Genomic DNA, 14,237 nt, shown 5'->3' on the forward strand with positions numbered 1-14,237 from the left:
CGGTCCCATTCCGAACCCGGAAGCTAAGCCTGCCTGCGCCGATGGTACTGCACCCGACAGGGTGTGGGAGAGTAGGACACCGCCGAACATCCGTTACCGAAAGGGGACCCAATATACTGGGTCCCCTTTCGTGTTTTGTTTACGTGTTTGTGAGAGGAACGTTCGTGCCTGACAACGACAGGTCGGGTGCCGACCGCGATCGTCGGCCATTCGGAACTGATCGACCACGCCGATCCGGTGGTGATTCGCGGACGGGTGGTGACAACCGCCGGGGTGGCGGCCGCGACGATCGTCGAGGTGGCCCGAGGCGAGACAGCAATCGGCGCGGCGGCGAAGTCGGATTCGCTCCGGGACGTAGGGACAGCCGCCCGGCACGTCCGGACGAACCCGACCTGCCGGACGACGTAGAACCCGGTGCGCTGGATTCGGCCGTTCGCCGCGACCTCCTCAGTCTCGACAAGAACAACGCTGCCGCGGTCGCTCGGCACCTGGTGATGGCCGGCCGGCTCGTCGACGATGATCCGACCACAGCACTTCTGCATGCGCGTGCGGCTCGGCAGCGAGCGGGACGTATTGCCGTGGTGCGTGAGACCGCGGGAATTACCGCTTACCACGCAGGAGAGTGGGCCGAGGCGTTGTCCGAGCTTCGTGCGGCTCGCCGAATGGCGGGTGGGCCCGGCCTCCTTGCAGTGATGGCCGATTGTGAACGTGGGCTCGGACGTCCGGAGCGTGCCATCGAGCTCGGCCGCAGCGACGAGGCCCGTGCGCTCAGCGGCGACGAAGCAGCCGAACTGCGGATCGTGGTGGCCGGCGCTCGGTTGGACCTCGGGCAGTTCGACCAAGCAGTCGTCAGTCTTCAGACGCCCGACCTGGATGCTTCGCGGACGGGACCGGCCGCGGCGCGGCTGTTCTACGCGTACGCGGACGCTCTGGTTGCCGCGGGTCGTGTCGAAGATGGCCTGAAATGGTTCTTGAACTCTGCGGCCGCAGACCTCGAAGGTGACACCGACGCGGAGGAGCGTGTGACGGAACTGACCGGAGGCGACGAGTGACGTCGCTCCGGTCGGGTTACGACGCACTGCTTCTCGATCTCGACGGCACCCTGTACCAGGGTGCGCAGGCGATACCCGGCGCCGTCGAAGCCCTCGCCCGTGGTGATCAGCGTCTCTACTACGTAACCAACAATGCGAGCCGATCGCCTGAATCGGTATCGACCCACCTCACCGAGCTGGGATTCGACTCGGACCCGTCACGTGTGGTGACGAGTTCACAGTCCGCAGCCCGACTCCTGAGCGAGACGGTGGATCGAGGATCTGCAGTTCTCGTCGTCGGTACAGACGCCCTGTGTGACGAGATCGCCCATGTCGGCCTACGTCCGGTCCGTCGTTTCGAAGACGACCCGGTCGCAGTCGTACAAGGGCACTCCGTCGCGACCGGTTGGGAGATGCTGGCAGAAGCGACGCTTGCGATTCGCGGTGGCGCTCGATGGGTGGCGACGAATGTCGACACCACGCTGCCCACGGAGCGCGGTTTGACTCTCGGCAACGGTTCGATGGTCGCCGCGGTCGCCACCGCCTCAGGTCGTGAACCCCTCGTCGCAGGAAAACCGGCCGAGCCGATCATGCAGGACGCTCTCACCCGCAGCGGTGCGCAACGGCCTCTGGTAGTCGGCGACCGTCTCGATACCGATATCGAGGGGGCCAATGCTGTTGGAATCGACTCGCTTCTCGTACTCAGTGGCGTGAGTACTGTGGCGGAGGTCCTTCGCGCGCCCGCATCCCAGCGGCCGACGTTCATCGGTCGAGAGCTGGCAGTCCTGGACGAAGATGTCGACGATGTGCGCGTAGCCGGTGCAGAGGCCTGGAACGTGACGTTCGACGGGTCCGATCTCGTTGTGGAGTCTGCTGGTGACGCTGCGGATGAACGCGACGTCGACCTGGTCCGCGCCCTTGCCCACGTTGCGTGGAAGTACCCCGAGTTCGGTGGAATCGTCCCGGCCGACCCGCCCGTACGTGTTCTGCTGGAACGGTGGGGTCTCTGACGCGGACGAATCCAGGGGCGATTCGGTACATGCGTATCCGACCCTGATCGACTAGCGTTGTGCCCGATGACCACGCCGATACCGCGCCCGGGGGCCCATCTACCTGGGCAGACGACTCGTTCCGACAGTGCAGCTTCTGTCGACCCGGAAGCTATTCATGCCCAGGTGGACGGACTGTTGTCGAAACTCGGCGACGTGATCGCCGAACCCGAGGACCAGCACGGATCGAGCGTCATTCCTCGCAAAGCTCATCTCCTCGAGCAGGCACACGAGGTGCTCGTCGAAGCGTTGTCCACCGTGGACAAGGTCTGAGGTGGCCCGTCGCGCACGGGTCGATGCCGAACTCGTTCGACGCGGTTTGGCACGCTCTCGCGATCACGCTCGTGAGCTGATCGCGGAAGGCCGAGTTCTCATCTCCGGAAATACGGCGACGAAGCCGGCGACTGCAATCGAAGCGGGCACTCCGCTCCGTGTCGTCGAAGTCGACTCGGAGATTTCGTGGGCATCCCGTGGTGCGCACAAGCTTATCGGCGCCCTTGAGGCCTTCACCCCGCACGGACTGACCGTGTCGGGGAAACGCTGTCTCGATGCCGGTGCATCGACGGGTGGATTCACCGACGTTCTACTGCACAACGGGGCTCGGGAAGTTGTCGCGGTGGACGTCGGATACGGACAGTTGGTGTGGCGCCTGCAATCGGACGAGCGTGTGCGCGTGGTGGATCGGACGAACGTTCGCTCGATCGACACGGAAACCATCGGGGGCATGGTGGACCTCGTCGTCGCGGATCTGTCGTTCATCTCTCTCGAACTGGTTCTGCCGGCATTCGTGGCCTGTCTGGGGGCCGGGGGAGACGTCGTACCGATGGTGAAGCCGCAGTTTCAGGTGGGTAAGGACCGGGTCGGCGCCGGGGGAGTCGTCCGTGATCCGGAACTCAGAGTCGAAGCCGTGTCGGAGGTCTCGAGGGCTGCAGCAAAGCTGGGGCTCCGCACCGCCGGTGTCGTGGCAAGTCCGCTGCCCGGACCGTCCGGAAACGTGGAGTACTTTCTGTGGTTGAAGTCCGAACCCGAAGCAGGGGAAGTGGACGTGGAAGCGCTGATCAGGTCAGCGGTGCAGGAGGGGCCACAGTGACTACGAACACGAACGCGAACGCGTCGGACGCAGTCGACAAGCGTGAGGTTCTTCTCGTTGCACACCCGGGCCGTTCCGAGATCACCGAGACCGCACGCCGTGTCGGAAAGATCTTCGAAAGCGCCGGAATCGGGCTCCGTGTTCTCGTCGACGAGGTCGACAGCACTCGGATCGAACCGATGACCACCAGGGCACCCGACGGATTCCTGGCACCCGATCTGGATGTGACGGTCGTGCATGCGGGGCCCGACGCAGCCCGGGGCTGCGAGATGGTTCTGGTCCTCGGAGGTGACGGGACCTTTCTGCGTGCCGCGGAACTTGCGCACGACGCGTCGGTACCAGTCTTGGGTATCAACCTCGGACGTATCGGATTCCTCGCGGAGACCGAGGCCGAGCACCTGGATGCAGCACTGGGACAGGTCGTTCGGCGGGAGTACCGCGTCGAACGACGCATGACTCTCGATGTTGCGATTCGAGTCGACGACGAAGTCATCGCCCGTGGCTGGGCTCTCAACGAGGCGAGTATCGAGAATCGCTCACGGCTCGGTGTGTTGGAGGTCGTTCTCGAAGTCGACGGACGTCCCGTGTCCGCGTTCGGCTGTGACGGCGTTCTTGTCTCCACTCCGACCGGTTCGACCGCGTACGCCTTCTCTGCCGGCGGACCGGTGGTGTGGCCGGAGTTGGAAGCACTTCTGGTGGTGCCCAGCAACGCGCACGCGCTGTTCGCCCGTCCGTTGGTGACGAGTCCCGAATCGATCATCGCGATCGAGACCGTCGCGGGGAGCCACGACGGACTGGTGTTCTGTGACGGTCGCCGAACCCTGGAACTGCCCGCGGGCGCAAGAGTCGAGATCGTTCGCGGAACCGACCCGGTGCGCTGGATTCGGCTGGATTCGGCACCGTTCGCGGACCGTATGGTGCGCAAATTCGAGTTGCCCGTCACCGGCTGGCGAGGAAGGAAGCCCTAGACGTGCTGGCAGAAATTCGCATCGACAATCTCGGCGTGATCTCGGAGGCGTCAGCGCAGTTCCACGAGGGACTGACGGTTCTGACGGGCGAGACCGGCGCAGGCAAGACCATGGTCGTGACGAGTCTTCATCTGCTGAGCGGCGCCCGTGCCGACGCCGGGAGGGTGCGAGTAGGTGCACAACGGGCCGTGGTCGAGGGCCGTTTCTTGGCGGACGAGGTATCGGAGTCCGTGGACAACGAGATCACCGAACTGCTCGAGTCGTCGGGTGCCGAACGCGACGAGGACGGAAGCATCATCGCCCTTCGCACGGTGGGAGGCGACGGGCGATCGCGGGCCCATCTCGGCGGCCGAAGCGTGCCCGCGGGGACGTTGTCCGCCTTCACCGGCCCCCTTCTGACGGTGCACGGACAGAACGATCAGCTGCGCCTGTTGCGCCCGGATCAGCAGCTCGGGGCCCTCGACCGGTTCGCAGACAAGACGATCGGTCCATTGTCGTCGCGGTACGCCAAGCACCGGAGCGAATGGTTGACTGCGCGTTCCGAGTTGATCGAGCGGACGGGGCGAACGCGTGAGCTCGCACAGGAAGCCGATCAGTTGACGTTCGCCCTGAACGAGATCGACGGTGTGGCACCGGAACCCGGTGAGGACGAATCGATCGTCGCCGACGTGAAGCGGCTCAGTGACCTCGACTCCCTGCGCTCTGCCGCCGACGAGGCCCACGCAGCGTTGACCGGAGTCGACGACATGGACGGCGGCGGTGCCTCTGCAGCACTCGACCTGATGTCCGAGGCGCGGGCGCGTATCGAAAGTGCATCGGATCCCGAACTCGAGGGAATCGGTGCACGGCTCGCGGAAGCCATTGCTGTCGTCACGGATGTGTCCGGCGATATTGCAACGTATCTCGGGGGGCTACCCGCAGACCCGGGTGCGCTCGACTCGTTGCTGTCGCGTCAGGCCGAGCTCAAGACCCTGACCCGCAAGTACGCGGCCGATGTCGACGGCGTTCTGGCGTGGGCGAAGTCGGCACGTGAGCGACTCGCCAGAATCGACGTCTCCTCCGATGCGCTGTCCGCGTTGACACAACAGGTCGACCAGGCTGCCGAGGCAACTGCAGAAGCTGCCACGAAGCTCACCGGCGCGAGGGTCAAGGCTGCGACCAAACTGGCCAAGGCGGTCAGCAGCGAACTGGCCGGGCTGGCGATGGGCAAGGCAGAACTCGAAGTATCGGTACGTCCACGCCCTGCTGCCGCTCAGGACAGTGCTCCGCTGACGATCGACGGCACAGAGCTTCATGCCGGAACATCCGGTGTCGACGAGATCGAATTCAGATTGGCCGCCCACAGCGGTGCTCAGTCGTTGCCGTTGGGTAAGAGCGCGTCCGGTGGTGAGTTGTCGCGTGTGATGCTCGCGCTCGAGGTCGTGCTCGCGGGATCCGACACCGGGGCGACGATGGTGTTCGACGAGGTGGACGCCGGCGTCGGTGGCCGTGCCGCGGTGGAGATCGGCCGTAGGCTCGCCCGCCTTGCCAGGACTCATCAGGTGATCGTGGTGACCCACTTGCCTCAGGTGGCGGCGTTCGCCGACACACATCTGGTGGTCGACAAGACCGACGACGACGGTGGTGTGGTCAGCAGCGGCGTCCGGACGTTGTCCGACGACGAACGGGTGGTCGAGTTGGCACGAATGCTTGCCGGTTTGGACGACACGGAGACCGGCCGTGCACACGCGGAGGAACTCCTCGCCACCGCGAGCAGTGAGCGGTCTGCGTGAGATTCGAACGGTGATCATGGTCCTACCGGGGCGCGGTTCGGCGCGCCTCCACAGGTCGGGGGCCTTTCGGGTTCATCATCGTTGCCATGAAGATGCCGGCTCTGCTGTCACGTAACACCGAAACCTTGCCTGGGATCAGTGGCATCGCCAGGGTGGACCGCAACACGGCCAAATTGCTGCGACGGGTCGGACACGGCGACATCGTCGTGCTCGACGAACCGGACATCGATCGCGGCACCGCGGATGCGCTGGTGAAGGCGGGAGTGCTGGCTGTAGTCAATGCCTCCCAGTCCATTTCGGGGCGCTATCCGAATCTGGGGCCGGAAGTCATCGTGGCGAACGGGATCACGCTGATCGACTCCGCCGGCGCGGACGTGTTCAAGAAGATCAAGGACGGCAGCAAGATTCGTCTCGACGGGGGCGGCATCTACAGCGGCGAACGACGCATGGCCAAGGGTGAGGAACAGACCGAGGCCGAGATCTCCGACCGGATGATCGAGGCTAAGACCGGTCTGGTCGACCACCTCGAGGCCTTCTCCGGCAACACGATCGAGTTCATTCGTACCGAGAGCCCGCTTCTGATCGACGGCGTGGGCGTGCCCGACATCGATCTGGACCTCAAGGAACGCCACGTGGTGGTCGTGACCGATGGGCCGGACCACCGAGCGGATCTCAAGAATCTGAAGCCGTTCATCAAGGAGTACTCGCCTGTGCTGATCGGTGTCGGTGTAGGTGCCGATGCGATCAGTTCCGCCGGGTATCGTCCCGATCTCATCGTGGGCGACCCGGAGGACATCACCAGCGCCACCCTGAAATCCGGTGCCGAGGTGGTATTGCCGGCGGACCCCGACGGGCACGCTTCCGGACTCGAACGGATCCAGGACCTGGGCATCGGTGCGATGACGTTTCCCGCGAGCGGGTCGCCCTGTGATCTTGCGCTGCTTCTCGCGGACCACCACGGAGCTTCGCTCATCGTGACCGTGGGCAGCACGGTTTCACTCGACGAGTTCTTCGATCGCGGTCGCAGAGAGAGCAACCCGTCCGCATTCATGACTCGGTTGAAGGTGGGGCCGAAACTCGTCGACGCGAAGGCTGTTTCGACGTTGTACCGCAGCCGGGTGTCGGGCGGCGCCATTGCCCTGCTCGTTCTGGCGGCTCTCGTCGCGGTGATCGTGGCTCTGGTGGTGTCGAACATCGGTGGCGAGGTGTGGGACTGGATGGTTGCCACCTGGAACAGCTTCGTCGCGTGGGTTCAGGGACTGATCAAGTGATTTCACTGCGCCAACATGCAATATCCATAGCGGCGATCTTCCTTGCGTTGGCGATCGGCGTCGTGCTGGGATCCGGGCTGCTTTCGAGCGGCCTCGTCTCCGGGCTGCGTGACGACAAGTCGGATCTGCAGAACGAAATCGCCGAGGGTAACGAGAAGAACAATCAGCTCGCGGAGCAATTGAACGCCGCCGACGGGTTCGATGCGGCAGTCTCGTCGCGCGTTGTTCGCGATTCGCTCGCGCAGCGTTCGGTTCTCGTCGTGACCACGCCGGACGCCGATCCGTCGGACCTCGACGGTGTCAACCGGTTGCTGGGGGAGTCCGGAGCAGCGGTGACCGGAAGGCTGTCGTTGACGGATTCGTTCGTCGATGCCACCGGTGGCGACCGTTTGCGCACCATCGTGAACAACGTCGTTCCGGCGGGGACGACGTTGCGCACGGGAGCTGTCGACCAAGGCAGTCTGGCGGGTGATCTGCTGGGATCCGTGCTCATGCTGAACCGCGACACGGGGGAGCCGCAGAGCACTCCGGAGGAGATGGGCCTCGCCCTGGAGACACTGCGGAGCGCGGGATTCGTCGAATATCAGGACGGTGCGCTCGCTCCCGCGCAATCGGTCCTCGTACTCACCGGCAGCGGTGCCGAGGAGGACGAGAGCGGCCCCAATGGCAACAGGGGTGCAGTGATCGCTCGTTTCGCAGGTGCTCTGGACGGCCGCGGCGGAGGCGCCGTGTTGGCTGGACGGCCCGGTTCCGCGCAGGGCAACGGTGCAGTAGCTGTTGCACGTGCGGACGCAGCCCTTTCGCAGGCAGTCACGACCATCGACAACGTGGATCGTGAGTCGGGCAGGATCACCGTGCCGCTTGCCCTGCAGGAGCAGTTGGCGGGCGCGTCCGGACGTTACGGGACTGCTCCGGGGACCACCGGAGTGACCGTCGGGGCGCAACCCGGCTGACGCGCTATTCCGATCCGATCGGCGCGTTGTTCACGCTTGCCCTCGCGAGGTGTTACCGTGAAGTCCCGTGGGTCGGCAGGCCCCAGCATTGCGCGAACAGACCAAGTCCTGCACAGTCGTCACGGGAGCCCCTTTGCCACAGTCACGCATTCACACGCGTACCGCTACCAAGCATATTTTCGTCAGCGGGGGTGTCGCCTCCTCGCTCGGCAAGGGACTCACCGCTTCGAGTCTCGGTCAACTGCTCACAGCGCGCGGAATGCGCGTCACCATGCAGAAGCTGGATCCGTACCTGAACGTCGATCCGGGCACGATGAACCCCTTCCAGCACGGTGAAGTGTTCGTCACCGAGGACGGCGCCGAGACGGATCTCGACGTCGGCCACTACGAGCGCTTTCTCGATCGCGATCTGTCGGGGCAGGCCAATGTGACCACCGGGCAGGTGTATTCGACCGTGATCGCCAAGGAGCGTCGCGGTGAATACCTCGGTGACACCGTTCAGGTGATCCCACACATCACCGACGAGATCAAGAGCCGAATCCTCGCGATGAGCGGACCAGACCTGCAAGGCCATCGTCCCGACGTGGTCATCACCGAGATCGGCGGGACCGTCGGTGACATCGAATCGCAGCCGTTCCTCGAGGCGGCCCGTCAGGTTCGACACGATGTCGGCCGAGACAACGTCTTCTTCCTGCACGTTTCGCTCGTGCCGTACCTGGGACCGTCCGGCGAACTCAAGACGAAGCCCACGCAGCACTCGGTTGCTGCTCTGCGCAACATCGGTATCCAACCCGACGCGCTCATCCTTCGTTGTGATCGTGACGTGCCGCAGTCGCTCAAGGCCAAGATCGCGCTGATGTGCGACGTGGACGTCGACGCCTGCATCTCCACTCCCGACGCACCCTCCATCTACGACATTCCCAAGGTTCTGCACCGAGAGGGTCTGGACGCATACGTGGTGCGTCAGCTCGGTCTGCCGTTCCGTGACGTGGACTGGACGGTGTGGGGAAACCTCCTCGAGCGTGTCCACCAGCCGCGGGAGATCGTTCGGGTGGCGTTGGTCGGCAAGTACGTGGACCTTCCGGATGCATACCTTTCGGTCACCGAGGCTCTGCGGGCCGGCGGATTCGCCAACCGCTCCAAGGTCGAGATCGTGTGGGTGCCGTCGGACGAATGTGAGACCGAAGCGGGTGCCCAGGCTGCGCTGGGAAACGTCGACGGTGTGCTGATCCCCGGTGGTTTCGGAATCCGGGGTATCGAAGGCAAGCTCGGTGCGATCCGGTACGCACGCCACCGCAAGCTACCGCTGTTGGGACTGTGCCTCGGGCTGCAGTGCGTCGTGATCGAGGCGGCCCGCAGCGTGGGCCTCGACGACGCGAACTCGGCCGAGTTCGAACCGGAGACCACGCAGCCGGTCATTTCCACGATGGCCGATCAGGAGGACGTCGTCGCGGGTGAAGCCGATCTCGGCGGCACCATGCGACTGGGTGCGTACCCGGCTGTCCTGCAGAAGGGCTCCGTGGTCGCGCGCGCCTACGGGTCCGAGGAGGTGTCGGAGCGACATCGTCACCGTTACGAGGTGAACAACTCCTACCGTGACCGCATCGCGAAGAGCGGCCTGCAATTCAGTGGTACGTCACCGGACGGCCATCTCGTCGAGTTCGTGGAGTATCCGGCGGATCAGCATCCGTTCTTCGTGGCGACGCAGGCGCACCCGGAATTGAAGAGTCGCCCGACGCGACCGCACCCGCTGTTCGCAGCATTCGTCGATGCGGCGTTGGACTACAAGTTGGAAGAACGTCTGCCGGTGGACGTGCACGGTGCGGACTCCCCGGAGGAGATGTCCGAGGCCGCTGTCCAGAACGCAGGCTGAGACCGATGACCGATCCGGGGCGGCACGTTTTCGAGACTCTCGATTCGCGCACCGTCTACGACGGCGCGATCGTGGCGCTTCGGGTCGACCGGGTCTCGATGCCAGGCGGCGAGACCGCCGAGCGTGAAGTGGTCGAGCATCACGGGGCGGTGGCGGTCGTTGCGGTGGACACCGAAGACCGACTCGTCCTGATTCATCAGTACCGGCATCCTGTCGGTCGTCGGCTGTGGGAGATTCCCGCAGGTCTGCTCGATGTTCCGGACGAGGCGCCGCATGTCGCCGCGGCCCGTGAGCTTGCCGAGGAAACCGGACTCGGCGCCGATAGGTGGTCCGTGCTCGTCGACGTGATGCTCTCGCCGGGTTTCACCGACGAGGCTGTCCGAATCTTCCTGGCCGAAGAGCTTCACGACGTGGATCGGGCGGACCCCGAACACGAGGAAGCCGACCTCGACATCGACCGGATTCCCGTCGCTGACGCGGTGTCGATGGCACTACGCGGTGAGATCGCGAACGCAACCGCCGTTGCGGGCATCATGGCGCTTGCCGGCGCGCGATCGTCCGTGGCCTCGCTGCGGCCCGCCGACGCGCCGTGGGAGGGCAGGCCGAGCCGATTCGGCACTCGCAAAGCGGGTCGGTGACCGGTGATCGAGCAGCAGGTCGACACGTTCCTGAACCACATGGCGGTCGAACGCGGCGCTGCTCGTAACACACTCAGCTCCTACCGACGTGATCTCGGTAGGTACGTCGACTTTCTCGAGGATCGGGGCATCGACGACCTGGTCCGGGTGCGTGAACAGGACGTCGCGGATTTCGTGGTCGCACTTCGCAAGGGCGACAAGGAAACCGGGAAGACTCCGTTGGCCCCGAGTTCGGCTGCCCGTGCTCTGATCGCAGTTCGGGGTCTTCACCGATTCACGGTTGCGGAGGGCGGCGTCGCCGTGGACGTGGCACGCGAGGTCCACCCACCTGCGCCGTCGAAGCGACTACCGAAATCCCTTCCTCTCGACGACGTGCTCGCGCTCCTGGAGGCCGCGGGAGGTGGTGCCGACGGGCCGCGACAACTGCGCGACCGTGCCCTGTTGGAACTGTTGTATTCGACGGGTGCACGAATTTCCGAGGCGGTGGGCCTCGATATCGACGACATCGAAACCGAGGCACGAGCGGTGGTGTTGCACGGCAAGGGAGGCAAGCAGCGCATCGTTCCTGTCGGTCGGCCGGCACTCGAGGCGGTCGACGCCTACCTCGTTCGGGGTCGGCCGGCCCTCGCTTCACGTGGCACCCCGGCGCTGTTCCTGAACGTTCGGGGCGGCCGGTTGTCACGACAGAGCGCGTGGCAGGTACTGCAGACGGCTGCCGAGTCCGCGGGTATCAGCAGTGGAGTGTCCCCGCACACGCTGCGGCACTCGTTCGCCACTCACCTCCTGGACGGGGGCGCGGACGTGCGCGTGGTGCAGGAACTGCTCGGCCACGCGTCCGTCACCACCACCCAGATCTACACACTCGTCACCGTGGGGACCCTGCGAGAGGTGTGGGCAGGCGCTCACCCGCGGGCCAGGTGACTTGGCCCGGGGGCGCGCAATTGCGTGTCCGATCTGGATTTGCGGACACGAAGCGGTAGCGTTTCGGATAACGCTTCGTGATCGAGACGAGAGAACCAGGGGAGTATCGGACCGTGATGACACCGCAGCCGCCAGCGGCGGAGTCAGCGCAATCGCAGGTGGAACCGGAGGGTGAAATGGTCGACGCAGGTACGGCAGCACCCCATCTGTTCGCCGCCTCGGAGGACAAGTCCGAGCTGGGACCGACAGGGCGTCCACCCCGCGAGGTCCCCGAGCCCACCCCGTTGTCCTCACACGGGCCGGCCAAGGTCATCGCGATGTGCAACCAGAAGGGTGGCGTCGGCAAGACGACGTCCACGATCAACCTGGGTGCGTCATTGGCCGATTACGGCCGTAGGGTCCTGCTCGTCGACCTCGATCCCCAGGGCGCTTTGTCCGCGGGCCTGGGTGTCGCGCACCACGATCTGGAACTGACCGTCCACAATCTTCTGGTCGAGCCCCGGGTGTCGATCGACGACGTCCTGATGCGGACCAGGGTCGAAGGCCTCGACCTCCTGCCCAGCAACATCGACCTGTCCGCGGCCGAGATTCAATTGGTCACGGAAGTGGGCCGCGAGCAGACGCTCGGTCGGGTCCTGCACCCTGTGCTCGACCGCTACGACTACGTCCTGATCGACTGCCAGCCCTCGCTGGGACTGTTGACTGTCAACGCGCTGGCCTGCGCGGACTCGGTGCTCATCCCGATGGAATGCGAGTTCTTCAGCCTCCGTGGTCTCGCTCTCCTCAACGACACCGTCGAGAAGGTGCACGACAGGCTCAACCCTCGCCTGGAGCTGGCCGGGATAGTGGTCACCATGTTCGACTCTCGAACTCTGCACGCCCGTGAGGTGATGTCTCGGGTGGTCGAGGTATTCGGCGACACGGTCTACGACACGGTGATCAACCGCACGGTTCGATTCCCGGAGACGAGTGTGGCCGGGGAACCGATCACCACTTGGGCGCCCAAGTCGACTGGCGCCGAGGCGTATCGCGCGCTGGCGCGCGAGGTCATCCACCGATCCGGCCGGTAGTGGTGGACGTACAGGACACTCTGGAAGCTCCCGGGGAGCTCGACACGGACGAGCACGACACGGGTGCGTCGGTCGAACCGGAACAGTCTCAGGAAACGGAGTCCGGTGAGGGTGGTTCCGGATTCCGGGTTTCGCTGCGGAACTTCGAAGGTCCTTTCGACCTGCTTCTGTCACTGATCAATCAACACCAACTCGACGTCACCGAGGTTGCGCTTCACGAGGTGACCGACGAGTTCATCGCTTACACGCGAACACTCGGAGCCGAGATGGGCCTCGAGCAGACGACCGAGTTCCTTGTGGTTGCGGCGACCCTCCTCGACCTGAAAGCGGCACGGTTACTTCCTGCGGGGCAGGTGGAGGATGCCGAGGATCTGGCGCTGCTCGAAGCACGTGACCTGCTTTTCGCGCGTCTTCTGCAGTATCGGGCCTACAAGCAGGTCGCCCAGATGTTCGGCGAGCTCGAGGCTGCCGCACTGCGACGTTACCCGCGTTCGGTGGCTGTGGAAGAGCAGTTCAACGACCTGCTGCCCGAAGTGTTGCTCGGGGTGAACGCACAGCGTTTCGCCGAGATCGCAGCGACCGTGTTCACGCCGAGACCGGTGCCGTCGGTGGGACTCGATCACCTCCACGTACCGAAGGTATCGGTACCCGAGCAGGCTCTGATGGTTCTGGACATACTGAAGGCTCAGGGCGCCGGGGAGTGGACGCCGTTCTCGGAACTGGTGTCCGAGTGCGGGTCGACCGTGCACATCGTGGCAAGATTCCTGGCGTTGCTCGAACTGTATCGAGAGCAGACGGTGCAGTTCGAACAGCCCGAACCGTTGGGTGATCTGCTTGTCAGTTGGACAGGGGGCGGCTCCGACGTGTCCGTGATGGAGGAGGACTACGGATGACTTCGGCGGAAGACCGTCCCGACGTACTTTCGGACGTCGCCGCAGACGAGGCGGCAGAAGTCGAGGAAGAACTCACCGACTCCGAACTCGAGTCCGTACTCGAATCACTGCTGTTGGTCGTCGACTCTCCGGCGGAGGCGGATCAACTCGCCTCCGTGACGGGAACGAGTCGATCACGCGTGGACGAAGTGCTCGCCCGGATGGCGGAGTCGTACACGTCGCGGGGGAGCGGAATCGACCTTCGTTATGCGGGTGACGGCTGGCGTTTCTACACCCGGAGTGCGCACGCTCCCTACGTCGAGAAGCTTCTGCTCGACGGTGCACGGTCGAAGCTGACGAGAGCCGCATTGGAAACATTGGCCGTGGTCGCATACCGTCAACCGTTGACCCGCGCACGGATAAGTGCCGTGCGAGGCGTCAACGTGGACGGTGTCGTGCGCACGTTGCTGGCGCGGGGGCTGATTGCCGAAGCAGGCAACGACCCCGACACCAACGCAACGCAGTACGCCACCACGGAGTTGTTCCTGGAACGGCTCGGGCTGGCATCGCTTTCGGATCTGCCGCCTCTTGCTCCGTTGCTTCCGGACGTCGATCTGATCGACGACCTCAGCGAAAGCCTGGAAACCGATCCACGATTTGCGAGGATGAACAAGGCGTCCGCGCCGACCGACACGGTCGACCCGGACGAGCCGGACACGAATGACTGAC

Annotated in this window: 14 protein-coding genes and 1 rRNA gene; all 15 read left to right on the plus strand. The window is 64.6% G+C overall.

Going from position 1 to position 14,237, the window contains the following annotated elements:
- Positions 1 to 88 (plus strand): 5S ribosomal RNA (gene rrf / locus ACFWO3_RS08185); the annotation flags it as partial.
- A 76-nt stretch (positions 89 to 164) separates the two neighbouring features.
- Positions 165 to 1,052 carry a hypothetical protein gene (locus tag ACFWO3_RS08190; RefSeq protein WP_378575940.1) on the plus strand — a complete coding sequence of 296 codons (888 nt, stop codon included), beginning with the start codon at positions 165 to 167 and terminating at the stop codon, positions 1,050 to 1,052.
- A complete protein-coding gene (locus ACFWO3_RS08195; RefSeq protein ID WP_378575942.1) occupies positions 1,049 to 2,041 on the plus strand; it encodes an HAD-IIA family hydrolase in 993 nt (330 codons plus the stop codon). Before ACFWO3_RS08190 ends, ACFWO3_RS08195 begins: the two co-directional genes overlap by 4 nt.
- A 66-nt stretch (positions 2,042 to 2,107) precedes the next feature.
- A complete protein-coding gene (locus ACFWO3_RS08200) occupies positions 2,108 to 2,353 on the plus strand; it encodes a hypothetical protein (protein ID WP_378575944.1) in 246 nt (81 codons plus the stop codon).
- 1 nt (position 2,354) lies between these two features.
- Positions 2,355 to 3,170 carry a TlyA family RNA methyltransferase gene (locus ACFWO3_RS08205; RefSeq protein ID WP_378575946.1) on the plus strand — a complete coding sequence of 272 codons (816 nt, stop codon included), beginning with the start codon at positions 2,355 to 2,357 and terminating at the stop codon, positions 3,168 to 3,170.
- Positions 3,167 to 4,138, plus strand: a complete 972-nt coding sequence (locus tag ACFWO3_RS08210) for an NAD kinase (RefSeq protein WP_378575948.1) — start codon at positions 3,167 to 3,169, stop codon at positions 4,136 to 4,138. Before ACFWO3_RS08205 ends, ACFWO3_RS08210 begins: the two co-directional genes overlap by 4 nt.
- A 2-nt stretch (positions 4,139 to 4,140) precedes the next feature.
- Positions 4,141 to 5,910 carry a DNA repair protein RecN gene (gene recN, locus ACFWO3_RS08215; RefSeq protein ID WP_378575950.1) on the plus strand — a complete coding sequence of 590 codons (1,770 nt, stop codon included), beginning with the start codon at positions 4,141 to 4,143 and terminating at the stop codon, positions 5,908 to 5,910.
- Positions 5,911 to 5,996: 86 nt separating this feature from the next.
- The gene (gene steA, locus ACFWO3_RS08220; RefSeq protein ID WP_378575952.1) at positions 5,997 to 7,181 is read left to right on the plus strand and encodes a putative cytokinetic ring protein SteA; all 1,185 of its coding nucleotides are present in this window, start codon (positions 5,997 to 5,999) and stop codon (positions 7,179 to 7,181) included.
- Complete coding sequence (locus ACFWO3_RS08225; RefSeq protein WP_378575954.1) at positions 7,178 to 8,134, plus strand: copper transporter; 957 nt, start codon at positions 7,178 to 7,180, stop codon at positions 8,132 to 8,134. Before steA ends, ACFWO3_RS08225 begins: the two co-directional genes overlap by 4 nt.
- Before the next feature lie 133 nt (positions 8,135 to 8,267).
- Positions 8,268 to 10,007: a CTP synthase gene (locus tag ACFWO3_RS08230; protein ID WP_378576633.1), complete on the plus strand. Its 1,740-nt coding sequence runs from the start codon at positions 8,268 to 8,270 to the stop codon at positions 10,005 to 10,007.
- Positions 10,008 to 10,012: 5 nt separating this feature from the next.
- Complete coding sequence (locus tag ACFWO3_RS08235) at positions 10,013 to 10,645, plus strand: NUDIX domain-containing protein (protein ID WP_378575956.1); 633 nt, start codon at positions 10,013 to 10,015, stop codon at positions 10,643 to 10,645.
- Positions 10,646 to 10,648: 3 nt separating this feature from the next.
- On the plus strand, positions 10,649 to 11,566 hold the full coding sequence (gene xerD / locus ACFWO3_RS08240) for a site-specific tyrosine recombinase XerD (RefSeq protein WP_378575958.1): 918 nt from the start codon (positions 10,649 to 10,651) through the stop codon (positions 11,564 to 11,566).
- Positions 11,567 to 11,682: 116 nt separating this feature from the next.
- Positions 11,683 to 12,636 carry a ParA family protein gene (locus ACFWO3_RS08245; protein ID WP_378575960.1) on the plus strand — a complete coding sequence of 318 codons (954 nt, stop codon included), beginning with the start codon at positions 11,683 to 11,685 and terminating at the stop codon, positions 12,634 to 12,636.
- A gap of 134 nt (positions 12,637 to 12,770) precedes the next feature.
- Positions 12,771 to 13,529, plus strand: coding sequence for a segregation and condensation protein A (locus ACFWO3_RS08250; RefSeq protein WP_378576635.1), 759 nt, complete (start codon positions 12,771 to 12,773; stop codon positions 13,527 to 13,529).
- Positions 13,526 to 14,236 carry an SMC-Scp complex subunit ScpB gene (gene scpB / locus ACFWO3_RS08255; RefSeq protein WP_378575962.1) on the plus strand — a complete coding sequence of 237 codons (711 nt, stop codon included), beginning with the start codon at positions 13,526 to 13,528 and terminating at the stop codon, positions 14,234 to 14,236. Before ACFWO3_RS08250 ends, scpB begins: the two co-directional genes overlap by 4 nt.
- Position 14,237 lies beyond the last annotated feature (1 nt).

Source organism: Rhodococcus sp. NPDC058521, assembly GCF_042719695.1.
In the GTDB taxonomy this organism is placed as follows: domain Bacteria; phylum Actinomycetota; class Actinomycetes; order Mycobacteriales; family Mycobacteriaceae; genus Rhodococcus_F.